Here is a 24,274-nt window from a genome sequence, read left to right as displayed (position 1 = left end):
AAACCTTTACAATAATATAGCATTAGATTATATTATTAATATAACAAATGAATTTACTAGGCAAAGGCGCCTTATATAACCTGTCAATAATGACAGTTTGTATAGGGTGCCTTTTTTTCTTTTGTCATTAGTTTGGAATGAGGTGAGCTACATCAAAAAGTATGAGCCTCAAAGTGAGGAAATTTTAAGTGCTGGAATTGACATTGGGACCAGTACTACTAAGATTGTTATCAGTCAATTTTCATTAATGAATATGGCTGGCGGAACACATATGCCACGTATTGAGATTGTTAATAAAATAGTCTTACATCGAAGCCCAATCTATCGAACGCCCTTATTGAATTCTACAACAATAAATATTGAGCAAGTAGAAGAGCTTGTCAAAAAGGAGTATGAAAAGGCAAAAATTACCGCAAATGATATTAAAACAGGGGCTGTCATTATCACAGGTGAAACAGCCACAAAACAAAATGCCCAACAAATGGTTCATCAACTATCTGATCATGCTGGTGATTTTCTTGTAGCAACTGCAGGTCCAGATTTAGAGGGAATTATTGCGGCAAAAGGTTCTGGCGCATTTGAGTTTTCGAAGAAGGCAGGAAAAGTTATTGCCAATATAGATATTGGTGGTGGAACGGCAAACGTAGCTGTTTATAAGTCAGGAAAACTATGTGGAACCTGTACCCTACATATTGGTGGACGGCTCATTGAGTATAGTCACTCAAGAGTTAAAAGTATTTCTCCACCAATTAAAGAGCTATTTAATCATTGGGGCGTTTCAGTTAAAGAAGGAGACGTCAGAAACAATTCTGAGGAGAAAAAGCTAACGGATTATATGGCAACAGTCATTTCTAGAATGTTGGAAAGAAGACTGACTGACTCAGATAAAGTCCTACTTCTAGGACATGAGCCAAATTGGAAGGAAGAAATTGAAACGATCATGTTCTCAGGTGGAATTAGTGAGTGTATCTATCGTCAGGAATCCGCATCAGCAAGTGAAGCAGATTATGACGACATCGGAGAAAAGCTAGCCACATCCTTAAAAGAGAGCAAAGAGTTATCTAAGTGGACTTGGATTCAACCTGATGAGACTGTACGAGCAACAGTACTAGGTGCTGGGACACAAACTACTGAAATAAGTGGCGCTACAATCCAGGTTGATAGCAATGACCTACCACTTCGAAACTTGCCTGTTTATCAAGTTCCATTAGGGAATAACTTAGACACAGGATTGAAGCAACTACGAATATCTGTTGAACAGGCTATTGAAATGTATGACCCGAATCAAGAGGGACAAAATTTTGCCTTGTATTTTACAGAAATTCCTTATTTGAGCTTTAAGGATATCCAAGCATTTGCCAAAGCAATCTTGGATTCTATGAAATTAAAGATAAACACCAAACAGCCACTGGTTATCGTTCTCGAAAGTGATCATGCAAAGGCATTAGGGCAAACATTGAAAGTTCAAAGTCCAACACAAAGCATCATATGTATCGATCAAATTCGAGTTGAACATGGTGACTATATTGACATTGGTCATCTTCTACAAACGAGTGTTGTCCCAGTAGTTATAAAAACATTAACATTCCACCATTAAGAAAGGAGGGGGCCAAATGAGGCTGAAAACCAATTATTTGGGTACAGTTTATCAATTCTCATCATTAAAAGATTTATTCGCAAAAGCAAACGAAGAGAAATCAGGGGATCGTTTAGCTGGTATTGGGGCTGAAACAGTACAAGAACGTATTGCAGCAAAAGAGGTTCTAAGTCAATTAACACTTTCAAATATTCGGGAAAATCCACTACTCCCTCCTGAAAAGGATGAAGTATCAAAAATTATAGAAAGTCAGGTGAAAGAACCAGTATATCAATCAATTAAAAATTGGTCTGTGGCAGAGTTACGAGAATTTATTTTAAATGATGAGGTAACTGGAGAGGACCTTAAACGCCTGAGCTTAGGCTTAAATAGTGAAATGATTGCAGCTGTTACGAAAATCATGTCTAATCTCGATTTAGTACATGCTGCAAATAAAGTAGAAATTATCACAAAATGTAACATTGCTATTGGACAGAAAGGAACCTTAGCATCACGTCTTCAACCAAACCATCCAACAGATAATGTTGAAGGAATTATTGCTTCATTAAAAGAAGGGCTTTCTTATGGAGTAGGAGATGCCGTTATAGGAATTAATCCTGTAGATGATTCAGTTGAAAGTGTAAAACGGTTGCTTCATGCTACACATGATTTTATTCAAGATTGGCGGATTCCAACACAAAACTGTGTATTAGCTCACGTTACAACACAAATGAAAGCCATCGAACAAGGAGCACCAGCAGATATGATTTTCCAAAGTATCGCTGGAACTGAGTCTGCAAATCGTTCCTTTGGTATTTCAGCAACTATGCTTGAGGAAGCTAGGGACATGGCTCGAACCTTAGGAACGGGAACCGGTCCACAGTGCTTGTACTTTGAGACAGGGCAAGGTTCCGAATTATCAGCAGAAGCTCATTTTGGAATCGATCAAATGACATTAGAATCAAGAAATTATGGTTTTGCGCGTTACTATGACCCGTACATTGTCAACACTGTTGTTGGATTTATCGGCCCTGAGTATTTGTATAATAATAAGCAGGTTATCAGAGCAGGGTTAGAGGATCATTTTATGGGGAAAATGCATGGAATTCCAATGGGTGTGGATATTTGCTATACAAACCATATTAAAGCGGACCAAAATGATATTGAAGATTTGAGTGTTCTTTTGACTGCTGCAGGAGTGAATTTTGTCATTGCTACACCAATGGGGGATGATTGCATGCTAAATTATCAATCACTCAGTTACCATGACGTAGCTACATTAAGACAAACATTGAACAAAGGTGCATCCCCACTATTTGCAGAATGGCTGGAAAAAATGGGCATATTCGAAAATGGAAAACTTAGCAAAGTTGCAGGAGATCCAACCATTTTTTCACGTTAGGAGATGAATCAAATGAATCCAGATTTAGTTGAGATGGTCACTAAGCTCGTTATTGAAAAGTTACAGAATGAACAAGGCACAGATGAACAGCAGTCTGTTGTTGAAAAACAAGAAGAAACAGCTGTTACATTTTGGAATCATTCTTCTAATTCAAAAAAGAAAAAGACATTCCATTCTACAGTTCATGAAGAAAGTACTGAATCTTTTGGGGATGTTATTCAGATTAAGCCTTATACCAATAATTCAGAGGGTCCAATCGAACAGGAACCAGATATACCAACCAGCCTTGAGACACCAACCGGAATTGAAAATCCTAAAAATCCTGATGAGCTTAAGGAATTAGTTTCGAAAACACCTGCTCGAATTGGAATTGGTAGAGCTGGTCTTCGTCCCAAAACGAATACTTGGTTAAAGTTTAGATATGACCACGCTGCTGCTGTAGATGCTGTCTATGGTACGGTGAATGATAAACTTCTACAAAGCTTGGAACTATTTAAGGTGGAAACGAAGGTAAATGATAAAGAGGTTTATATTCGCAGACCTGATTTTGGAAGAAAATTATCAGATGAAGCAAAGAAAACCATCCTAGAAAAATGTAAGAAAAACCCGACAGTTCAAATTATTGTATCTGATGGGTTAAGCTCAAGCGCAGTAGAAGAGAATGTGGAAGACGTTTACCTCTCCTTACAACAATCTTTGAAAAGTCTTGGCATTGATACAGGGACATCCTTTTATATTGAAAAAGGTAGAGTCGCTGTAATGGACGATGTCGGTGAAATCCTTCAACCAGACGTTGTGGTTCTCTTAATTGGTGAACGCCCGGGACTTATTAGTGCAGAATCTTTAAGCGCATACCTTTGTTACCAGCCAAGAATAGGAACAATTGAAGCAGACCGGATGGTGATTTCAAACATCCATAAGGGCGGTATTCCCCCTGTAGAAGCCGGTGCTTATATCGGAACTGTGATTCAAAAAATATTAAAATATGAAGCTAGTGGAGTATCACTGGTTCAGAAAGAATCATAGGAGGTAATCAATTTGGCCTTAGAGCGAATTTATGCTGATATTTTAGCTGTTCGTATCATACCAAATGTAGATCCTGTATTGGGAAGGGAATTGAACCTTGGACCTCATCAGCGAAGTTTGGGAATCTTTACATCAACCGTTGATGATATTGGATACACAGCTTTAGATGAAGCAACGAAAAGGGCAGCTGTTGATGTTGTCTATGCGCGATCGTTTTACGCTGGGTCTGCTCATGCTTCAGGACCTCTATCTGGTGAAATGATAGGTATCTTAGCAGGACCAACACCAGATGAAGTTCAAAGTGGAATAGAAGCTGTACTACAAACTGCAGAAACTGATGCATATTTTGAAGCGTTTGATTCAGAAAAAACGCATGCAATATATGCTCATGTTATTTCTAGTTCTGGTTCTTACCTCTCAAAAGAGGCAGGTATCAATCAGGGAGAACCGATTGCTTATTTAATCGCACCTCCTCTTGAAGCAGTATATGGTTTAGATGCAGCTTTGAAGGCTGCAGACGTAGAATTAGTTAAGTTTTTTGGACCACCGTCTGAAACGAACTTTGGTGGAGGATTGCTGACAGGTTCACAATCTGCTTGTAAGGCAGCAGCCGATGCGTTCCGAGAGAGTATTCTACGGATTGCCGAAAATCCATTGAAATATTAAATAGAAAGGAGTTTGTCCTGTGCAATTTGACCAAGATCTCCAATCCATTCAAGAAATGCGCAATGCGGTTAAACGCGCAAAAGAAGCGCAGCTGAAGTACTTGTCCTTTACACAGCAGCAGGTTGATGAAATTGTTGAACGTGTTGCAAAAGCTGCTTATTCAAAATCACTTGAACTTGCAAAGATGGCTGTTGAAGAAACAGGGATGGGTATTGTTGAGCATAAGAAGATAAAGAATGAAGTAGGTTCGATGGCCGTCTATGAATCAATTAAAGATGAAAAGACGGTTGGAATTGTTAATGAGGACCGAGTGAGGAGAGTAACAGAAATCGCCTATCCTTTCGGAGTTGTAGCTGGGATTATTCCCACGACAAACCCTACTTCGACTGCTATTTTTAAGGCATTGATTTCCTTGAAAACTAGAAATGCAATTGTTGTAAGTCCACATCCACGCGCCATTAAATGTACAGTAGAAGCACTGAAAATTTGTGAACAGGCAGCGATTGAGGCTGGAGCTCCAGAAGGGCTGATTGGTTGGATTTCAAAACCTTCCATGGCTGCAACATCTGAATTAATGAAGCATCGTGATATTGACGTTATTTTAGCAACTGGTGGTGGTGGTTTGGTAAGGGCTGCTTATAGCTCTGGGAAACCAGCTTATGGTGTAGGACCAGGAAACGTACCTTGTTATATTGAAAGGACAGCAAATGTTTCGAAGGCCGTTTCAATGATTGTAGATAGTAAATCTTTTGATAATGGCACCATCTGTGCAACAGAGCAAGCGCTTGTTGTAGATAAGAATATTAAAGATATGGTGATTCGTGAGCTAAAAAACAATGGATCATACATGTTGAACGAAAGTGAAAAGGCAAATCTAGAAAAACTCATATCACCAGAGCCAGGAAAATTGAATCCTGCAATTGTCGGTCAAAGTGCGGCTAGAATTGCGGAGATGGCAGGATTTACTGTACCGTCTGATACCAGAATATTAGTTGCTGAAGAAACGAATGTGGGAAAAAGTGTACCGTTCTCAATTGAAAAACTTTCTCCAATATTTGGCTTCTATACAGCAGATAATTTTGAAGAAGCGAAAGAATATTGTACAAAGCTTCTTAATTTAGGTGGAAGAGGACATAGCTTAGCGCTTCATACAAATGATGAAAAAATTGCAAATGAATTTGCTCTTGAAATGCCAGTTTCAAGATTGATGGTAAATACACTTTCGTCAATTGGGGCAGTGGGTGCAACAACAGGCTTATTGCCATCCTTGACATTGGGATGTGGTTCCTTTGGTGGGAATATCACTTCTGATAATGTAACAGCTCGCCATCTAATTAATATCAAGAGAATGGCATATGGAATTAAGGAAGTTTCGATTCCTAAACCATCCTCTTCAAATACAACTACTAAACAAGAAACGAGCAAACCTCAAAGTGTTGATGATATTGTCAAAAAAATCTTAAACAAAGTACCATCGAAAAATGAAATTGATGAGAAGCAAGTAGCAGAAATGGTGAACCAAGTTATAAAAAAATATCAAATGAATTAACAATTTATTAAAATATAAAAATTAAAAACGTACCAATAGGAGGAAATAAAAATGAGTAGAGAATTAACAGCATTAGGAATGATTGAAACTAAAGGATTAGTTGCTTCTGTAGAAGCTGCTGATGCGATGGTAAAGGCAGCAAATGTTCACTTAGTAGGTAAAGTACATGTTGGTGGAGGTATTGTAACTGTCTTAGTCCGAGGTGATGTAGGTGCAGTAAAGGCTGCTACTGATTCTGGAGCTGCTGCAGCTCAACGCGTTGGGGAAGTCATTTCGGTACACGTTATTCCACGACCACATAATGAATTAGAAAGCATTTTGCCAAAATTAGAAATCCAAGAATAATAAATAGACACATAGGTTAGGAGCATGAAACATGAATCAACGTCTCATAGAAACGATTGTGGAGGAAGTTGTTTCCCAATTGAATGGGATAAAGGCAAAACCTTATTCTATTCCAATCGCAGTTTCTGCTCGACACTGCCATTTGAGTATAGGTGACCTTGAAGAACTATTTGGTGAAGGATTTAAGTTAACAAAAAAAGCGGATTTGTCACAGCCTGGACAATTCGCAGCAAATGAATTCGTTACGATTGTGGGACCAAGAGGCAGCATTGAAAAAGTGCGCATTCTTGGTCCTGCGCGTAATATGACCCAAGTAGAGATTAGTCAAACAGATTCTATTAAACTTGGCGTAAAGCCACCTCTTAGAGAATCTGGTAATCTTGAAGGATCAGCACCAGTTACTATTGTTGGACCTAAAGGAAGTATTTACAAAAAAGAAGGATTAATCATTGCCCAGGCGCATATTCACATGAATCCTGACGAGGCACAGAATCAAGGTGTAGAAGATGGAGAATATGTGAAGATAGAGGTTCAAGGAGAACGACCGATTACTTTTGGCAAGGTGTTAATTCGTGTTTCACCAAAATACGAACTCGAAATGCATGTCGATACAGATGAAGCGAATGCTGGTTTTTTAAAAGGAAAAACATTTGGGAGAATTGTTAAGTATGGGGAGAACGGATCATGATTGATCGAGAGATGATTGAAAGAATTGTAGGAGAAGTTGTTGGAAGGCTATCGGTAAAGGACCCCCATATAATAGAGAAACCAAATTTACTAGTAGTTGGGGATATTTCGTTTGCAGCGCCTGAACAATTATCGAAATTACAAGCGAAATGGTCGATTAGCAATTATGTGGGCGAGGAAAAAGTAAGATTGGATCATATCAACCATGTACTCTTTATGCACGCAACACAGGACTTGCTTGTAAAAGGGGCTTTGGGAATATTTGACACACCCGAAAGTAAATTACTTTCTCGATGTTTCATGGAGTCAACTCCTGTAACAATTGTACCCACTATCTATTTAGAGGACCGTTTATTTTCCGAGAGTCCCATTAATAAAGCATATGTTACTCACCTAAGAGGATATATTGATTCACTCCTATTGTTTGGAGCAAGGGTAGGCACTTTTGAGCGCTTTGTAGAAGCAAATAATGAAACCACTGCCTCAAGTCAAAAGGATAAGCTACGATCTAAAAAGAAAAAGATTTTGACAAGGCGTGATATACAGGATTGTAAGGAGAATTTCATAGAAGTGGATTCTAATACAATTATGACACCGTTAGCTAGAGATACCGCTAGAGAAATGCAAATAGACATCAGGATACTTGATTCAAAAGGGGCGAAAATTTAAATGGAATTAGGGACAGTAATTGGAAACGTTTGGGCTACAAGGAAAGAGGATGAGTTACAAGGATTAAAATTCTTAATTGTGCAACCTGAACATGCAGACCGAACGAATGCTGGAGTTCCATTTGTTGCAGTAGATAGGATTGGAGCTGGATTTGGTGACCAAGTTCTTGTAACCCGTGGAAGCGCAGCTGCTAATCTATCTTCTAGTGAAAAAAAGATACCAATAGATGCCCTGATTATTGGAATTATAGATTCTGTTGATGTAGAAAAAGAGGTGAAATGAACGTGGGTAGAGCATTAGGAATGATTGAAACGAGAGGATTAGTCGGTTCGATTGAGGCGGCGGACGCAATGTTAAAATCGGCGGATGTTACGTTGGTAAAACAAGAAAAGGTTGATGCAGCCCTTGTTACTGTTTTAGTTCAAGGCGATGTGAGTGCTGTCCAAGCTGCTGTAGATGCCGGAAAAGAGGCGGCAAGAAGAGTGGGGGAACTTATTTCCGCACATGTCATCCCACATCCGGATGAATCAATCAACTCTACATTATTTGAAAGTAAGAAAGAAGAAAAGGGAAAAAGTTCACCAGTACCTACAAAATCAGCAACACCAAAACGTAATACAAGAAATTCTAAGAAGAATGCAACAAACGTCAAGAGTGAAACACCAAAAGCCGAGCCTAAGCAAGATGAGAAAACAGAATAATATTTATCTAATGGATAGACAACATGACTAAGAACGGAGGAGAAAAATGGCTTTTACACGAAAGAAATTAGCTGTCATTGGTGCAGGGTTTACCGGTGCAACAGCCGCTCTTATGCTAGCTCAAAAAGAGCTGGGAGATGTTGTATTAGTTGATATTCCTTCACAATCAAATCCTACAAAAGGGAAAGCCCTTGATATGCTAGAGGCAAGTCCAGTTCAGCGCTTTAACGCTAACATTACAGGGACCTCTAATTATGAAGATATTCAAGACGCTGATCTAGTCCTCATAACCGCTGGTATTCCGCGTAAACCAGGTATGAGCCGCGATGATTTAGTAGCAACAAATGAAAAGATTATGATTGAAGTTTCAAATAATATTAAGAAGTATGCTCCCAATAGCTACATTTTAGTTTTGAGTAATCCAGTCGATGCAATGACCTACGTGTGCTATAAAACAACAGGATTTCCAAAGAATCGCGTTATTGGACAATCAGGTGTTCTAGATACAGCTCGTTTTAATACCTTTGTTGCAGAAGAATTGGGAGTTTCGATTGAGGATATTTCAGGATTTGTTCTGGGTGGACATGGGGATGATATGGTTCCACTTGTTCGCTATTCCTATGCAGGAGGCATACCTCTTGAAAAATTACTGCCAGCAGAACGAATAGCAGCTATTGTGGAAAGGACGCGTAAAGGCGGAGGCGAAATCGTCAACTTGCTTGGCCAAGGTAGTGCCTATTATGCACCAGCTGCCTCGATGGTCGAAATGACAGAAGCAATCCTTAAAGATAAGAAACGAATCTTACCATCTATTGCCTATCTAGAAGGTGAATATGGCTATAAGGATATTTACCTAGGTGTTCCAACCGTTTTAGGTGGTAATGGAATTGAAAGTATAATCGAAATTCCGTTAACAAATGATGAAAAAACAGCCCTCGCAAAATCGGCACATTCTGTAAAAAATGTATTAAGTATATTAGAAACCAAATAAAATGGTTGTCTAAAAAGTACATTTTGGGATGAAGCGTCCCCAAATAATCTCAAATAAAAGACCACTTCCTGATTAAGAAGATAGCCATTATCGGGAGTGGTTTATATTGTCATCAATATAGTGGCACTGAATGGAAGGTGATGTTTCCAAAATCTTATGGAGGAACCTCTATATATCCACCACATCAAAGTTGATTTTTTGCCGTATTGGGATTTAAATGTTTGAAACAATGCTTACTGAAATCCAGGAAGACATGGAAACCTTCAATGGACTTCAGCCACCAGGAGTCGCAGCAACAAATCGTTGAATATAACAAACAAGAAGAAGAAGGCATCAACTTGTATCTACACAATATCGAGAATGGACAATTCGATCCAGCTCTTCTTGAAAATAGTGAGTGAGTTATTTCATACGTTACAGAACGTAACGAATACAATAGATCAGATTCAACAGTTAGGGCAATTAAATATTAACAGGCGCAGCTCTTTTTAATAGGGCTAGCGCCTTTTTTATTATTTGTAAACGAAGAAAAATTTTTCATTAAAATAAACTAAATTTTCTTTACATTTAAAACATTTAGAAATATAATTGTATACAAATATTCAATTATTTTTTTATATTAGGGGAGGTGAAAAAATGCATTTGAAAAAAACGTCGATGACAAGAGTTTCTGCAAAAGATATCGCTTATACAGAAATAAAGGAACGTATTATTAAGTGTTCTTTTAAGCCAGGACAACCAATCATTGAGGATGAATTAGCAAAAGAATTAGAGATTAGTAGGACGCCCTTAAGAGAGGCGCTTCAACGTTTAGAAATAGAGGAGTTAGTGGAACGACAGTCAAATGGTCGTTTAAAGGTAGCATCTATTTCTGTACAAGAAGTGAAGGAACTATTTCTTGTCCGAAGCTTGTTAGAAGGAATCATTATTATCGAGGCAATTGATAATATTACAGAAAATGACATTAAGCATCTTGCTTATCATGCTTTTATGATTAAAAATAATTCAACTAAAAGCAACTACGAAGATGTAGATCATTTTGGAGGTCAGTTCCACACAACGCTATACACACTTAGCAACAACCAGACAGTTATAAAAATTTTATTTCAACTGAATGATAAAATCTCAAGATATCGACGTCTAGCACATCAAGTAGATACAAAGAAAACCTCAGATGAGCATGAGACAATCCTAAACTTTATTATTCAAAAGGATAAATTGAATGCAGAATTAGCAATCAAAAAACATATTTTAGATTCAATGGAACAAGCCGTAATAGGGGTGGAACAATATCTAGAATCTTTGAAGTGACAGATCGTTTTATCAGTTAAGTATTTTAATTAAATAGCTGCAAGGAGGAGTTATATGTCTTTCGCTGTCATTGGAGCAGGTAATACAGGTCAAGCTATTGTTGGATACCTCTCTTTACAAGGAAAGAAAGTAAAGCTTTATAGTCGAAGTCCGGTAAAAGCAGAAATTCTATCTTTTCAAGGTCTAGAATTAAAAGGGGTTTATACAGGTAGAGTTCCAATCCAAGTATCATCTCAAATGGAGGAGGTAATTGATGATGTAGAATATATTATTATCACGTCTACAGCTTCAGGACATAAATCAATATTCAAACAACTAAAACCACATTTGAAAAAGAACCAAACAATTGCAATATTCCCTGGATATTGGGGAGCAATTGAATGTAAGGCAGTGCTTGGCGATGATATTGAAGAGAAAAATCTTACAATCGCTGAAACAAGCGCAATGCCTTTTATATCAAAAGCCGATTCCACTGGATCTGTAACAATCAGTAGAATTAAGCAAAATGTACAAATTAGTGTAATACCTACTTCTAAGAATCTTACAATCTCAAAATACTTCCTAGAAACATTCCCACAATTAATTCTAGCTAACAATGTTATCGAAACTTCCCTGAACAATTCAAACGTCGTAGTACATACTCCAATCACTTTGTTTAATGCTAGCAGAATCGACTCAGCAAGTGAATTTAGATTTTACGGTGACGGAACATCACCATTGACTGTTTCATATGTTGAAAAACTGGATGAGGAAAGGATCAAACTTGCTGAACATCTTAATATAAAAACACAAAGTATCCTATCTATTTTGAACGAGTTTTATAAAACTGATTACCCAAGCTTATACGAGGCACTTCCGGGATTATTTCCAGACGGATTAGCACCAACTACTTTGGACTACAGATATGTCACCGAAGATATTCCATATGGGCTGGTGCCGATTTCAGAGTTAAGTAGAAAAGTAGGGTTAGAGACGCCATATACCGACTCACTTATTAATACAGCGTCACTGTTAATGGAAAGAGACTTTAAAGCGGAAGGAATAAGTTTTGAGGGATTTACAGTAGAGGATATTAATCATTTGAGAGGGCTTACACCATACATTTAAATAAAAAAATATGAATATGTAGGAGGTTATGTGATGTCACAAGTAGAGTTAGGTACTAAGCTTTCAATGGTAAAAAGAAAGGTAACAGCGGTTGATTTAATTACAATTGTAATATTTGCTGTTTTATATCGTGTACTTTGGTATTTCTTCAAATTTGCTGGTGTTGTTTTCCCGTTTAACCATACTTTTGTTTACCTGTTCTGTGCTTTTGCTTTAGTGCTATGTTGGGTAGTTGTAAGAAAACCTTATGCGTCTGTTTATTTTACGGCCGCGTGGTGCGCCATTAACTTCTTCCTACAAGGCGAACTCCCAATCTATTGGATTCTAGTTGTGATTGCACCGATTCTACCGGAATTATATTTAAATAGCAGAAGTAAAGCTTTTGCCAATCCAAGCGATGTTTATTCTAGTACAAAAGATTTGATTGTAGCTGCCTTACTTTACAATGCGATTTATGAGATTTTCGTTTGGTGGAGCATTGTGTATCCATATCAAATTCCAGTGCCATTCCATCTAATTGCGATTGTATTTGCGATATCTCTAGTAGGGATGGTTATCGGAACAGTCATTGCAAAGCCACTTGGTGAAAAATTAAAAGCCCTTTTAGGATAAGTAAAATTGATTTGTATGGAGGTGTAAAATATGGCAGCTAGCGATTTTGTTGCAAATCTAGATAAAGGAACGTGGGTTCATAAATTGGATCCACGCGCAAAATTACTTTTAATAATTGGTTTCGTCGTAACACCTTTGTTATTTATGGATCCCCTATACTTAACGATTATCCTATTAATTGGTATTCCTATTTGGTTATCAGCGAAGATTCATATGAAGTCAATCATGCCTTTGCTTGGCACAATTGTCATACTTGCCATGTCAGCAGTTATTTTCTCTACTTTTTATAATTATGAACAAGCAAATGCCAATGTCCTTTTTTCAATAGGTTCACTCCATGCGACAGATATTGGTCTATATTCTGGATTAGTCCTTGGATACAGAATTGCTATTCCATGTTTTATGACAATTGTTATTATAACGACAACTGATCCTGCGTTATTGGCAAAGGGTTTAATGAAGATGAAGGTTCCTATGAACATTGCCTTTATGTTTTTAGGGACTTTAAGGTTCTTCCCATTAGTATTTGAAGAATTGACGAATATTTCAAATGCACAAACGATTAGAGGGGTTAACAAAAAAGGGATAAGAGGAAGCTGGAACAGTTTTAAACTAGCAGCTTTTCCATTGTTGATTAATTCTTTAAGAAGAAGTAGAACAATGGGACTGGCCGTTGAGAGCAAAGGATTTAGCAAAATGGCTTGGCGTGAATACTACCAAGATATGAAACTTGAAAATAAGGATTATGTAGTCATTGTGCTAACGATTGTATTTTTTGCCGGTGCGTTGTATGTGAGATACGGTCTCGGGTTAGGTGCAGATAATTCATTTATTGCATAAGTACAGTGTTACAATAAATCCTTTGCAAAGGAGCGGAGTTATGAGCACAGATTCTATTATTCATGTAAAAGATCTTAATTTTTCGTATCCTAGTGTTGAAAAAAAGACGTTGAAAAATATTAATTTACAAATAAACAAGGGAGAATTCGTCCTATTATCGGGTACAAGTGGAAGTGGGAAGACAACTCTAGCAAAATGTCTAAATGGCATTATTCCACATTTATCCGACGGAAACCTGGAAGGTGACATTGTCATTAATGGAAAAAACACTCAATATGTTCCAATGCATGAACTTTCTTCCGAGATAGGAATGGTCTTTCAAAACCCAGAAGATCAGATTTTCTCAATACGAGTAGAGGACGAAGTGGCATTCGGAGTAGAATGTCAGGGCTACACTCAATCAGAAATCAAGGAACGTGTTGCATATGGTCTTCAAAAGTTACGGTTAGAGGATATTAAGAAACAAATTACATTTTCTTTATCAGGTGGACAGAAACAGAAGGTATCCATTGCTAGTAACCTAGCGATGTTACCGTCTATCCTTATACTTGATGACCCTACCACTGACCTTGATCCAGTTAGTAAGCAGGAAGTGATGGATATTCTTGCAGAACTAAAGGAAGAATTAGATACTACTTTTCTAATTATTGAGCATGATTTGAATGATTTAATTGAATTTATTGATCGAGTGGTTATCATGCATGAAGGGGAAATTTTGTATAATGGTAGGCCTGATGAGATCTTTAATAAGCACTTCTATGAACTCAATCAATTAGGAATACGAATCCCTGATCATATTAGACTTGCAAAATATTTATATGAAAAAGGATTTACTCTAGATAATTTTCCTATCACAAAAAAGGAAGTTTTGGAGTGGATAAAGCAACTACTTACTTCTAAAAAGTTAACATTTCCAGAACAAAAAAATCTACCAAAACAAGATAATACAGAACTAGTTGCATCCTTACAAAATGTTAATTTTAGTTATAATAAAGAAAAACAAATACTCCATGATATTAATTTAGACATTCGAAAAGGTGAACTATTAGCAATCGTTGGTCATAATGGCTGTGGGAAGTCTACATTAATGAAAAACTTAATTGGACTTTTAAAACCTACCCATGGGGATGTCGAAATCAATTCTAAAAATACAAAGAAGAGTAAGGTGCAGGATATCATATTAGATATTGGATATGTATTTCAAAACCCAGATAATCAATTATTCTGTAACACAGTTGAAGATGAAATAAAATTTGGGTTAAAGAATAGAGGTTATGCGGAAGACATTATCAATCAACAGTTAGAGTTGGCTATTAAGACAGTTGGACTTCAAAATAAAAGAAAAGAACATCCTTTCTCTTTGAGTAGAGGGGAACGTCAAAGATTAGCAGTCGCAACCATGTTGGTGTCAAATCCGAAAATTATTCTGTTGGACGAACCAACTACTGGGCAGGATGAACAAAATTTAAATTCCCTGTTATCCTTAATGGAAACGTTAATTAATGATAATCAAGCAACCATCGTTATGATTACTCATGATATGGAAGTGGTAGCTCAGTATGCGAGTAAAGTGGTTGTAATCGACGCAGGCAAAGTGGTGATGGAAGGAGATCCAAATGATGTATTCTTTAGTAATTACGAAAAGCTTCGTTCATTAAAGTTAAAGCCGCCAATTATCTCACAATTTTCAGCAGAGCTAAGTGAATATGGATTTCCTCATGTTTCGAATTGGAATAAATTTAGTGAGCAAATTATTAAAAACGACAAAGAATTAGCCGAAGAATCTAAAAGGTCAATTGTTTAATTGTATCTTAATACACCTACTCATGTAGTAGGTGTATATTTTATTTCAATTACATTGGATATAACGCATTATAAATGAGAAAGGAATGAGTAAAATCGAAAACAAAAATAGTATTGTTATAGGTTTTATCGGTATAGGCGTTATGGGGAGTGCTATGGCTAAAAATCTTTTACTAAGTGATTACAAAATAAATATTTACACAAGAACTAAGGAAAAAGCTTTAGACTTGCTAAGATTAGGTGCGAATTGGATGGAATCTGTTAGTGAAGTTACATTAAACTCAGACGTAATAATTACTATGGTAGGCTTACCTTCTGATGTTGAAGATCTTTATTTAAAAAAGGACGGTATTATAGATAATGCGAAAAAAGGCACAATAGTAATTGATATGACAACGTCAAAACCCTCCTTGGCCAAAAAAATATTTCAGAAAGCATTATCGAAAGGGATATTAGCGCTTGATGCACCAGTTTCTGGAGGTGAAGATGGTGCTAAGAACGGTAGTCTTACTATCATGGTAGGTGGATCAGAGTTTGATTTTAAAAAAGCGCTACCTATTTTAGAAACGGTGGGTAAAAACATTTATTATAAAGGTACAGCTGGAGCTGGACAGTATACAAAGATTTGTAATCAAGTGGCAATGGCTAACAATATGGTAGGTATATGTGAGGTAATAATTTTCGCGAAAAAAGCTGGTCTGGACCCAAAAGGAATAATTAGAACATTAACTAATGGAACATCCAATAGCTGGGTTATGGAAAACTTAGCAAATAAAATGATTGAAGGCGATTTCAAACCAGGTTTTTATGTAAAACATATAGTTAAGGATTTGACTATTGCTTATGAAACCTTTGAAGAAATGAATGTGGATGCACCTGGATTGAAATTAAGCTTATCTTTGTTTAAACAGCTGGTAGAAATGGGAGAAGAAAATAATGGCACGCGAGCATTAATTAAGGTATATGAAACCTAGGTTTATTCTTATTCGCAAAATAAATATAGTGAAAAATTACAAAATATATTGACAATTATAAATATTTAAATTAACATAACTGTATACAATAATTGTATACAGTTTTTGAATGCAAAAAATGGATGCAAAAATACGAATAGCGAGGTAATTCAATGCATAATCAGTTCAATAGCCCACCAACAAAAGGTTCAGCTAAAGATTTTGCTTATTATGAAATTAAAAGAAGGATAATAGATGGTATATTACAACCTAATCAACCTGTTAGTGAAGAGGATTTATCCTCAAAATTAAATATCAGTCGAACACCTTTAAGAGGTGCTTTAGAGAAACTTGAATTTGAAAAAATGGTCATACGTCAGCCTAATGGAAGGCTAAAAATAGCTCCAATTTCTGTTGAAGAAGTAAAGGAAATATTTAAAGTAAGATCTAAATTAGAAGAAATTGCTGTTGCCGAGGCTACAGAAAATGCTACACAAGAGGATTTGAGGAATCTAAAGGATATCGCTGATAAACTTAAAGATGCATCTAAAGAGGGGAACATCGAAGAGCTTTTAAATTATGGAGTTGAATTTCATTCGTATATTTATGAATTGAGTCGTAACGGGACAGTTAATAACTTTTTATCACAATTATATGACCATATTCATAGATATAGGCGCTTAGTTCCTAATCAGAGTGTAGAACGAGCAATAGAAGAGGGAGAAGAACATCAGCTTATTTTGGAATGTATTACAAATAAAGATATAACAGGAGCTGAGTTAGCAATGAAAAAACATATAGAAAATAGTTTATCTTCTGCTATAACGGCAATTGGTATATATGAAAAAAATAACTCTACATGGTAATTTAGTTTTCCAACTACTTTTGCTTACAAATGACTTGAAATTAAACACAATTGAGAGGGGTATAAAAAGGTATGATGAAACCATGGAAATTTAACACTCAAGCTGTTCACAATGAACAACAACCAGATGAAATGTCTGGAGCAGTATCACAGGCAATAATACCAGCCGTAGCATACTCATTTGAAAATGCAGAATCTGCAGTTGAAGTTGTTACAGGGAAAAAAGAAGGAAGATATTATGGTCGATATGGCAATCCAACTACTAGAACATTAGAGAAAAAAATAGCCTCTTTAGAAGGAGCTGAAGATGCCTTGGGAGTTAGTAGTGGCATGGCAGCGATAAGTGTGGCATTAATGGCTCATCTTTGTTCAGGTGATCATGTTATTGTAACTAAGGATGTATATGGAGGGACTCACAAATTTTTATCAACTATTGCTAGCAGGTACGGTATTGAATACGATTTTGTAGATTGTACTAATTTAGCTAACGTTGAAAGCGCTATCAGAGTAAACACACGTGCTGTTTATATTGAAACACCTTCGAACCCGAGCCTTACTATGATTGATATTAAAAAGGTCTCAGATATTACTAGAAGATACAACCTTGTTTTAATAGTAGACAATACGTTTATGACACCATATTTACAAAAACCGTTGGAACTAGGAGCAGATGTAGTTGTTCACAGTGCTACAAAATATTTAAATGGGCATGGTGATGTTATTGCAGGGATTATTTGTGGAAAAAAAGAAATGATTGATTTTATGCGAAAGGATATTATGGGAGACTTAGGACAAAATCTGAATGCTTGGGAATCATTTCTAATCTTAAGAGGAATAAAAACACTCGGAATACGTCTAAAACAACATTGTCATAATGCACAAAAAGTAGCAGAATTTCTTGAAAGCCATCCATCTGTAGAAAAAGTTTACTATCCAGGCTTAAAATCTCATCCTCAACATGAACTAGCAAAACAACAAATGAAAGGTATGGGGGGGATTGTATCATTTGAGGTTAAGGGAGGTGTTAAAGCAGGAAAAGAGTTTATTAGTACCTTGAAAATTGCCATGATTTCTTTTAGTTTAGGAGATCCGGAGACATTAGTACAACACCCAGCTTCAATGACTCATTCATCAATCCCGGAAGAAAGACTTGCAGATTTTGGTATTGCAAAAGGTCTAATTAGATTATCTGTTGGTTTGGAGGATGTCGAGGATATAATTGCAGATATAGAACAAGCGTTATCGTCTATTACTATTACTGTTAATAAGTAATAAATGAGAGATATGCTTAATTATTAATGAATAATATATTTTTTTGCAATAAATGTTCTGAATATTCCATCTTGTGTACAGTTGTTGTATACAAGTAAATGTGTGAATTTCTAATGATAGGGAGGGTAACTAGATGCTAACTTTAAAAAATCTACGGATATCATTTGATAATAACGAGATTCTAAAGGGGATAAATCTGACAGTTAATAAAGGAGATGTTGTAACTTTTATTGGCCCCTAGTGGAACTGGAAAAACCACTTTGTTAAGATGCTTAAATTATTTAGAAAAGCCGAATGATGGGGAGGTGATTCTTTCAGGACTTCATATAGATTATAAATCAGTGCAGAAAAAGGATATCCTCAAACTTCGAAGAAAAACAGCGATGGTTTTTCAACAATTTAATCTATTTAAACATAAAACAGTCATTGAAAATATAATGGATGCACAGATAGTGGTACAAAAAAAGTCTAAAAAAGATGCATATGAAAAAAGTCTTTTGGAATTAGAACGAGTAGGTTTACTCGATAAAAAGGATATGTATCCCTCACGCTTATCAGGAGGTCAGCAACAAAGAGTAAGTATCGCTAGGGCGTTAGCTCTTGAACCAGAGGTGATTTTATTCGATGAACCTACTTCTGCACTTGATCCCGAATTAGTAGATGAAGTTTTGAAGGTAATTGAAAATGTAGCGAAATCTGGTGTAACAATCCTTTTGGTAACTCATGAAATGAGGTTTGCCAAAAAAATTTCTACAAAAGTTGTTTTTATGGATAAAGGCCATATTGCAGAAGAAGGTCCGCCCTCCCAAATTTTTGAAAACTCAAATAATATAAGAACAAGAGAATTTTTAAAGAGTGTTTATGAGGATCATTTGATTTCAAATAATGGATAAAAGGGGAGAAAAAAATGGTTAAAAGAACAAAGTTACTTATTTTTTTAGGCTTAATCCTATTACTAGCAGCATGTAGCGGTGAAGCCTCATCTGTAAAATCAGAAACAGGTGTTAGAACCATTGAGGTTGCTGTTCCTCCGACTTCAAAACCATTAAGTTGGGAGGAAAATGGAAAACTAGTTGGATATGAACCTGAAATTCTTAAGCTTGTTGATGAGAAATTAGCAGATTACGAGTTTAACTTAGTAGGTGTTGCTGATAGTGCAGCTGAAATTGGTCTAGATACAGGTAAGTACGACATGATTGCTCAAGGATTATTTAAAAGTGCAGAACGTGAAGAAAAATATCTTTTACCCTCTGAAAACAATGGTGCTAGTTTAATGAAAATATATACCAACAACAAAAATATTAAAGATATGAAGGATCTAGTTGGAAAAAAAATTGTTCCTACAACACCTACCGGAGGAGTTTTCAATTTCTTAATGGCCTGGAATGAAGAAAACCCTGAATATAAAATTGAGTTCAAAACATCCGACGCAGGTTTATCGTATGCTGATCGTTTAAAAGAAGTTGATTCAGGAAAATACGATGCTTTAATACTTCCATCAAATTTGGGGCAAAGCAAAATTATTGAAAATGAGAACTTGAATATTCATGTAACTGATCCGGTTAAGGTTTTCCCAACATATTTTCTAATCTATAGAACAGAAGAAAATAAAAAATTGGCGGAAGAAGTAGGCATTGCATTAAAGGAACTAAAAGAAGAAGGTAAATTACCAGAATTATCAATTAAATATTATGATGAAGATGTATTTATACATGAATAAAGTTGACTAGGGGGGAAAAACAACTGGACCCTATTGTGAAGAGACAAAATGAAGAACTTATTAGGAATGATATGGGGTCTATGTAACAATTTTTTAAGTTTCAAATATACCAACATAGAATCTACCATTGTTCTAATCTAACGAGAGAAGGGTTGCCGATACAATGGATTTTAAATTTATGATTGAAATACTTCCGGAGTTTTTAAGTGTCCTTCATGTAACCATTCTGATTATTATTTCAGCCTCAACATTAGGATTAATTTTAAGTATTTTTGTAACAATGATACGAATAAAAGAGATTAAATATCTTAGTAAAATTATGACTTTGTATATTTCTTTTACAAGAAGTGTGCCTATAGTCCTTCAATTATTCTTGGTCTATTATGCTCTTCCAATCTTATTTTCACTGGTAGGAATTAATATTAGTAATATAAGTGCTGTGATAGCCACAATCATTGCATTAACTCTGTATAATGGAGGTTATTTGGCTGAAGTTATACGTCCTGCTTATTTAGCGGTTGAACGAGGTCAACATGAAGCAGCACTAAGCTTAGGCTATACCCCATTTCAAAAATTTACAAGAATTATTGTACCTCAAGTTATTCCAATAGCTTTACCTGGTTGGGGAAATGCCTTGATTTATCTCATTCATGATACCTCACTAATATTTGTTATCGGAGTACTCGATATTATGGGTGTTGCAAATTTATTAATATCTCAATCCTATGGATCTAATCAAGTTGAAATTTTTTTAACAATAGCCATATTATTTTGGATTCTATGCCTTATATCAGACAATCTTGTCCGTTTCCTTGAAAAGAGAGTAAAGTATTCACAAATAGGTAGTGGAATCAAACAGTAAGGGGGGAGGTAAAAATGTTTAAATTTGATATTCTTGTTGAGGATTTTGTAGGGATTTTAACGGTTGTCCCTAAGACACTATTATTAGCTCTAGTTATACTCCTAATCTCAACATTCCTTGGGGGAATCATTGCAATCATTCAACAATATAAAATCCCTATAATTTCCCAGTTAATTACGGTATTTAAATCGTTTTTAAGGGGCACCCCAGCGGTGGTATTACTTTATATTATGTATTACGCCTTGCCTCAAATCAGTCATCCTCTATTATCGTTGATAGGAATAGAATTTAATCCAAATAATTTAAACCCAGTAATCACTGTTATCGTTACCTTTTCATTAACTTTATCTGCATTTCAGTCAGAAATTATTAGAGGTGCATTTCTTTCTGTAAATTATGGGCAGATTGAAGCAGCATATTCATTAGGATATAACTTTTTACAGACTCTTTGGAGAGTAATCGTCCCACAAGCATTAACCGAAGCCCTGCCAGATTTTTTGAATTCTTATATGGTTATTATTAAAGCGCTTTCGCTTGCTTTTTTGATTACTGTAGTAGACATTTTTGCTAAAGCGAAAATAGTAGGAGCAATGACGTTCAGGTATTTAGAAGCATTTGTTGCTGCAGCTCTTATATATTGGTGCATTAGTGCACTATTAACTTATCTTGTAAATAGATATGAGATTAGCCTAAGAAAGGGGCACTAATTCTATTATTCTGTTAAAAAAACCAGATATTAAAAGGTTAAATATATTTAGTGAAGGAGATTCGTGAAATGAATAAATTTGAGCGTATTGAAGCAGCGTTGAATTCAAAGGAAGTGGATCGAGTACCTGTTAGTTTGTGGATGCATTTGTCAAAGGATGATATCAACCCAGGTATTTTGGCAGACTCTCAAATAGAATTTACTAAGAAATACGACTATGATTTTATAAAATTGATGCCCTTCGGTTTATATTGCGTAGAGGATTGGGGAGCTCAGGTACAATACTTTACAAGAACGAATCGTCCTCCAATCATCAAAAAATACGGAATTCACTCAATTGAAGATTGGGGAAAATTAAAGGTCTTACCAGCATGCTATGGGACCTATGGAAAACAACTTCAATTGGCACAATATGTTAGTGATAAAGTGAAAGGTGAATTACCATTTGTTCAAACTATTTTTAGTCCGTTAACGGTTGCAAGAAAACTTGCTGGGGATCGAATACTGTTGGATATGAAAGAAAGACCTGAACTAATTAAAAATGCGCTTGAAATAATAACAGAAACGACAATTAATTTTGTTAAAGCAAATATAGAAGCCGGTGTAGATGGATTCTTTTTTGCGACTCAATGTGCATCTTACGATCTTTTAACAGAGGAAGAATACAAAATATTCGGCGAACCTTTTGATTTAAAGGTAATAGAAAGCTATAACAAGGAAACGTTTTTAAATATTGTACACATTCATGGTGATAAAATTATGTTCGACTTAATTAAGGATTATCCAGTTAATTGTTTGAATTGGCACGATCGTTGGACTGCTCCTTCGTTAGCAAAAGCGCGAACACTGACTAATAAGTGCTTACTTGGAGGGGTTAGGGAAGTTCCATATTATGGTGAGAATAATAGAATGATAAGAAATAGTTTATTAATTGAAGGTACTGTAAATGAAGTAGAAAACCATGTAAAAGAGGCTATAGAAGAGGTTGATGGAAAGGGGTTAATTATAGGTCCAGGTTGTGTAATAGACCAGGCTACACCAGAGAAAAGTCTTTTTGCAGTTCGAAGAGCTGTTACTGCAAATCAGCGTACATTAACGTAGATGTAAAGTTAAATATGAATAAGGGCTTCGTCCTCATACGGAGCTCTTTCAAATTTATAAAGGAGTATTTATCTTGCAAGACTTGAGTAATCGTATCATTATACTACTTATTATTACCTATATTATCACCCAATTTTATTCACCTCCTGTACTTTATATTGTTACCGTAATTTTAACAACTTTAGTGATGTTACTTAGTATGATATTTAGCAGGGTTCTCCCTCGTATATTTAGTGGTATTATGATAGGCATTGGTATTATTATTATGTATGTACAAAAGGCTGGTTTTGAAGTTTGGGCAGAGAGCATTACAAAAAACCTACCACTTGTGTGCTTAATAATTGTCGTTCCAATTTTAACTATTCCTATTGAAATAGGGAAATACGATGACAGTATTACACAATTTGCTTCAAAGCTTAACGGTAAACCACAATTGCTTTATATATTTTTATCAAGCACATTCTATATTTTAGGCCCAATAACCAATTTAGGATCCATCCATATTATTCATTCCATAGTAAAAATAATGAACCTTCCAGTAGAATTTTTAGGAAGATTATATATTAGAGGGTTTTCTTCAATTAATACTTGGTCCCCTTATTTCGCATCCGTTTTTTTAGTTGTGTATTATTTGAATATACCCATGCTATATTTCTTACCATTTGGATTGTTGCTCAGCTTTTTTCAATTCTGGACAGCAAACATCGTATTTTCATTTAAAGAAAAACAATCTATTAATTTTGGGGCTATAGAATCGAAAGCTAATATTCGTAAAAAAAAACTATATGAACTACTTTTCTTTCTTCTATTATTAAGTGGAACTATCTTTATTCTAGAGGTTGAAAGTGCAATTAATGTAAGTGTAATAATAATAATTACGGCAATTGTTTATTCTTTCATTTGGGGAAAATATTTAAAAGAATTTAGACGTTTTATAAAAGAAGTGAACCTTTTTCAAAAAAAAATAATTCCTTCCCAGGCAAACGAGGTTTCCTTGTTTTTATCTGCTGGTTTCTTTGGAGTTGTACTGTCCAAAACAGTTATTTCCGATATTTTTAGTGATTTGTGGACTCAAATTTCTCATTTATCTATTTTGTTATTAATACTATTCACGATTGCACTAGTAGGTCTTCTATCATTTGTTGGTATTCATCAAATTGTTGTTATAACCTCTATTCTTTCTAGCGTTTCACCAACGAATGTAGGTTTACATGATATTACTTTTGCGATGATATTACTGAGTTCTTGGGCTGTAGCCGGAACTGTATCACCAATCACCCCTACAAATGTAGTTACTTCAAATATCCTTAAAGTTGATGTATACCAAATTATCTTGAAATGGAACCTACTGTATACAGTTTTAATTAGCTGTGTACATACAATGGTAATATATTGTGTGCATTTATTGTTATAAATCATGGTTATAGAATTATTAAGAAAAGCAGCTTATTATACTGTTATCACTTTATAAAAAAGGCGCAGCTCTTTTAATAGAGCTTGCGCCAGTTTT

The 24,274-nt window shown here is 35.6% G+C and carries 25 protein-coding genes and 1 pseudogene; all 26 read left to right on the top strand.

From position 1 onward, the window contains the following. Positions 1–151 precede the first annotated feature (151 nt). The 26 genes and pseudogenes from NST91_RS17310 (at position 152) to NST91_RS17185 (ending at position 24,178) form a co-directional block, all read left to right on the top strand. Positions 152–1,597 (top strand): ethanolamine ammonia-lyase reactivating factor EutA, encoded by a 1,446-nt coding sequence (locus tag NST91_RS17310; protein WP_341333552.1) that lies wholly within the window; start codon positions 152–154, stop codon positions 1,595–1,597. Positions 1,598–1,613: 16 nt separating this feature from the next. After that, positions 1,614–2,978: an ethanolamine ammonia-lyase subunit EutB gene (locus NST91_RS17305; RefSeq protein ID WP_341332122.1), complete on the top strand. Its 1,365-nt coding sequence runs from the start codon at positions 1,614–1,616 to the stop codon at positions 2,976–2,978. A gap of 12 nt (positions 2,979–2,990) precedes the next feature. Then, positions 2,991–4,004: an ethanolamine ammonia-lyase subunit EutC gene (gene eutC / locus NST91_RS17300; protein WP_341332121.1), complete on the top strand. Its 1,014-nt coding sequence runs from the start codon at positions 2,991–2,993 to the stop codon at positions 4,002–4,004. Positions 4,005–4,016: 12 nt separating this feature from the next. Then, entirely contained in the window at positions 4,017–4,670 is a 654-nt protein-coding gene (gene eutL, locus NST91_RS17295; RefSeq protein ID WP_341332120.1) for an ethanolamine utilization microcompartment protein EutL, read from the top strand. A gap of 19 nt (positions 4,671–4,689) precedes the next feature. Next, on the top strand, positions 4,690–6,219 hold the full coding sequence (locus NST91_RS17290; protein WP_341332119.1) for an acetaldehyde dehydrogenase (acetylating): 1,530 nt from the start codon (positions 4,690–4,692) through the stop codon (positions 6,217–6,219). A 51-nt stretch (positions 6,220–6,270) separates the two neighbouring features. Further along, positions 6,271–6,564, top strand: coding sequence for a BMC domain-containing protein (locus tag NST91_RS17285; protein WP_335393997.1), 294 nt, complete (start codon positions 6,271–6,273; stop codon positions 6,562–6,564). 31 nt (positions 6,565–6,595) lie between these two features. Further along, the gene (gene pduL / locus NST91_RS17280; protein ID WP_341332118.1) at positions 6,596–7,252 is read left to right on the top strand and encodes a phosphate propanoyltransferase; all 657 of its coding nucleotides are present in this window, start codon (positions 6,596–6,598) and stop codon (positions 7,250–7,252) included. Beyond that, positions 7,249–7,920 carry a hypothetical protein gene (locus tag NST91_RS17275; protein ID WP_341332117.1) on the top strand — a complete coding sequence of 224 codons (672 nt, stop codon included), beginning with the start codon at positions 7,249–7,251 and terminating at the stop codon, positions 7,918–7,920. The genes pduL and NST91_RS17275 overlap by 4 nt, the downstream gene beginning before the upstream one ends. Continuing rightward, positions 7,921–8,202, top strand: a complete 282-nt coding sequence (locus NST91_RS17270; protein WP_341332116.1) for a EutN/CcmL family microcompartment protein — start codon at positions 7,921–7,923, stop codon at positions 8,200–8,202. A 2-nt stretch (positions 8,203–8,204) separates the two neighbouring features. Further along, a complete protein-coding gene (locus NST91_RS17265) occupies positions 8,205–8,621 on the top strand; it encodes a BMC domain-containing protein (protein ID WP_341332115.1) in 417 nt (138 codons plus the stop codon). A gap of 46 nt (positions 8,622–8,667) precedes the next feature. Further along, positions 8,668–9,612 (top strand): malate dehydrogenase, encoded by a 945-nt coding sequence (gene mdh / locus NST91_RS17260; RefSeq protein ID WP_341332114.1) that lies wholly within the window; start codon positions 8,668–8,670, stop codon positions 9,610–9,612. Between the two features lie 221 nt (positions 9,613–9,833). Continuing rightward, a complete protein-coding gene (locus NST91_RS17255; protein WP_341332113.1) occupies positions 9,834–10,013 on the top strand; it encodes a DUF6376 family protein in 180 nt (59 codons plus the stop codon). A gap of 235 nt (positions 10,014–10,248) precedes the next feature. Beyond that, positions 10,249–10,923, top strand: coding sequence for an FCD domain-containing protein (locus tag NST91_RS17250; RefSeq protein ID WP_121445155.1), 675 nt, complete (start codon positions 10,249–10,251; stop codon positions 10,921–10,923). A 54-nt stretch (positions 10,924–10,977) separates the two neighbouring features. Further along, positions 10,978–12,030 (top strand): NAD/NADP-dependent octopine/nopaline dehydrogenase family protein, encoded by a 1,053-nt coding sequence (locus NST91_RS17245; RefSeq protein ID WP_341332112.1) that lies wholly within the window; start codon positions 10,978–10,980, stop codon positions 12,028–12,030. A 33-nt stretch (positions 12,031–12,063) separates the two neighbouring features. Next, on the top strand, positions 12,064–12,642 hold the full coding sequence (locus NST91_RS17240; protein ID WP_121445153.1) for a hypothetical protein: 579 nt from the start codon (positions 12,064–12,066) through the stop codon (positions 12,640–12,642). 30 nt (positions 12,643–12,672) lie between these two features. Further along, the gene (locus tag NST91_RS17235; protein WP_341332111.1) at positions 12,673–13,482 is read left to right on the top strand and encodes an energy-coupling factor transporter transmembrane component T family protein; all 810 of its coding nucleotides are present in this window, start codon (positions 12,673–12,675) and stop codon (positions 13,480–13,482) included. Between the two features lie 40 nt (positions 13,483–13,522). Further along, on the top strand, positions 13,523–15,286 hold the full coding sequence (locus NST91_RS17230; protein WP_341332110.1) for an ABC transporter ATP-binding protein: 1,764 nt from the start codon (positions 13,523–13,525) through the stop codon (positions 15,284–15,286). An 85-nt stretch (positions 15,287–15,371) separates the two neighbouring features. Then, complete coding sequence (locus NST91_RS17225) at positions 15,372–16,259, top strand: NAD(P)-dependent oxidoreductase (RefSeq protein ID WP_341332109.1); 888 nt, start codon at positions 15,372–15,374, stop codon at positions 16,257–16,259. A gap of 152 nt (positions 16,260–16,411) precedes the next feature. After that, complete coding sequence (locus tag NST91_RS17220) at positions 16,412–17,104, top strand: FCD domain-containing protein (protein ID WP_121445149.1); 693 nt, start codon at positions 16,412–16,414, stop codon at positions 17,102–17,104. Between the two features lie 71 nt (positions 17,105–17,175). Beyond that, positions 17,176–18,375, top strand: coding sequence for an aminotransferase class I/II-fold pyridoxal phosphate-dependent enzyme (locus NST91_RS17215; RefSeq protein ID WP_121445148.1), 1,200 nt, complete (start codon positions 17,176–17,178; stop codon positions 18,373–18,375). Between the two features lie 133 nt (positions 18,376–18,508). After that, positions 18,509–19,268, top strand: a pseudogene (locus NST91_RS17210) (amino acid ABC transporter ATP-binding protein). Positions 19,269–19,282: 14 nt separating this feature from the next. Then, positions 19,283–20,095 carry a transporter substrate-binding domain-containing protein gene (locus NST91_RS17205; protein ID WP_341332108.1) on the top strand — a complete coding sequence of 271 codons (813 nt, stop codon included), beginning with the start codon at positions 19,283–19,285 and terminating at the stop codon, positions 20,093–20,095. Between the two features lie 163 nt (positions 20,096–20,258). Next, positions 20,259–20,957 carry an amino acid ABC transporter permease gene (locus NST91_RS17200; protein ID WP_341332107.1) on the top strand — a complete coding sequence of 233 codons (699 nt, stop codon included), beginning with the start codon at positions 20,259–20,261 and terminating at the stop codon, positions 20,955–20,957. A gap of 14 nt (positions 20,958–20,971) precedes the next feature. Beyond that, positions 20,972–21,664 carry an amino acid ABC transporter permease gene (locus NST91_RS17195; protein ID WP_341332106.1) on the top strand — a complete coding sequence of 231 codons (693 nt, stop codon included), beginning with the start codon at positions 20,972–20,974 and terminating at the stop codon, positions 21,662–21,664. 68 nt (positions 21,665–21,732) lie between these two features. Further along, positions 21,733–22,764: a uroporphyrinogen decarboxylase family protein gene (locus tag NST91_RS17190; RefSeq protein WP_121445144.1), complete on the top strand. Its 1,032-nt coding sequence runs from the start codon at positions 21,733–21,735 to the stop codon at positions 22,762–22,764. A gap of 73 nt (positions 22,765–22,837) precedes the next feature. Continuing rightward, positions 22,838–24,178, top strand: a complete 1,341-nt coding sequence (locus NST91_RS17185; RefSeq protein ID WP_341332105.1) for a hypothetical protein — start codon at positions 22,838–22,840, stop codon at positions 24,176–24,178. The last annotated feature ends 96 nt before the right edge of the window (positions 24,179–24,274 follow it).

Source organism: Ferdinandcohnia sp. FSL W7-1320 (assembly GCF_038050315.1).
Classification (GTDB): Bacteria; Bacillota; Bacilli; order Bacillales; family Bacillaceae_L; genus Ferdinandcohnia; species Ferdinandcohnia aciditolerans.
This window is presented reverse-complemented; position numbering and strand designations above follow the sequence as displayed.

Excerpts from the sequence above, each read along its gene's own strand:
- NST91_RS17275 (WP_341332117.1), top strand. The coding sequence starts at position 7,249 with ATGATTGATCGAGAGATGATTGAAAGAATTGTAGGAGAAGTTGTTGGA.
- NST91_RS17305 (WP_341332122.1), top strand. The coding sequence starts at position 1,614 with ATGAGGCTGAAAACCAATTATTTGGGTACAGTTTATCAATTCTCATCA.
- NST91_RS17230 (WP_341332110.1), top strand. The coding sequence starts at position 13,523 with ATGAGCACAGATTCTATTATTCATGTAAAAGATCTTAATTTTTCGTAT.
- NST91_RS17200 (WP_341332107.1), top strand. The coding sequence starts at position 20,259 with ATGGATTTTAAATTTATGATTGAAATACTTCCGGAGTTTTTAAGTGTC.
- NST91_RS17285 (WP_335393997.1), top strand. The coding sequence starts at position 6,271 with ATGAGTAGAGAATTAACAGCATTAGGAATGATTGAAACTAAAGGATTA.
- pduL (WP_341332118.1), top strand. The coding sequence starts at position 6,596 with ATGAATCAACGTCTCATAGAAACGATTGTGGAGGAAGTTGTTTCCCAA.
- eutC (WP_341332121.1), top strand. The coding sequence starts at position 2,991 with ATGAATCCAGATTTAGTTGAGATGGTCACTAAGCTCGTTATTGAAAAG.
- NST91_RS17270 (WP_341332116.1), top strand. The coding sequence starts at position 7,921 with ATGGAATTAGGGACAGTAATTGGAAACGTTTGGGCTACAAGGAAAGAG.
- NST91_RS17245 (WP_341332112.1), top strand. The coding sequence starts at position 10,978 with ATGTCTTTCGCTGTCATTGGAGCAGGTAATACAGGTCAAGCTATTGTT.
- NST91_RS17215 (WP_121445148.1), top strand. The coding sequence starts at position 17,176 with ATGATGAAACCATGGAAATTTAACACTCAAGCTGTTCACAATGAACAA.
- mdh (WP_341332114.1), top strand. The coding sequence starts at position 8,668 with ATGGCTTTTACACGAAAGAAATTAGCTGTCATTGGTGCAGGGTTTACC.
- NST91_RS17190 (WP_121445144.1), top strand. The coding sequence starts at position 21,733 with ATGAATAAATTTGAGCGTATTGAAGCAGCGTTGAATTCAAAGGAAGTG.
- NST91_RS17250 (WP_121445155.1), top strand. The coding sequence starts at position 10,249 with ATGCATTTGAAAAAAACGTCGATGACAAGAGTTTCTGCAAAAGATATC.
- NST91_RS17235 (WP_341332111.1), top strand. The coding sequence starts at position 12,673 with ATGGCAGCTAGCGATTTTGTTGCAAATCTAGATAAAGGAACGTGGGTT.
- NST91_RS17195 (WP_341332106.1), top strand. The coding sequence starts at position 20,972 with ATGTTTAAATTTGATATTCTTGTTGAGGATTTTGTAGGGATTTTAACG.
- NST91_RS17220 (WP_121445149.1), top strand. The coding sequence starts at position 16,412 with ATGCATAATCAGTTCAATAGCCCACCAACAAAAGGTTCAGCTAAAGAT.
- NST91_RS17225 (WP_341332109.1), top strand. The coding sequence starts at position 15,372 with ATGAGTAAAATCGAAAACAAAAATAGTATTGTTATAGGTTTTATCGGT.
- NST91_RS17205 (WP_341332108.1), top strand. The coding sequence starts at position 19,283 with ATGGTTAAAAGAACAAAGTTACTTATTTTTTTAGGCTTAATCCTATTA.
- NST91_RS17240 (WP_121445153.1), top strand. The coding sequence starts at position 12,064 with ATGTCACAAGTAGAGTTAGGTACTAAGCTTTCAATGGTAAAAAGAAAG.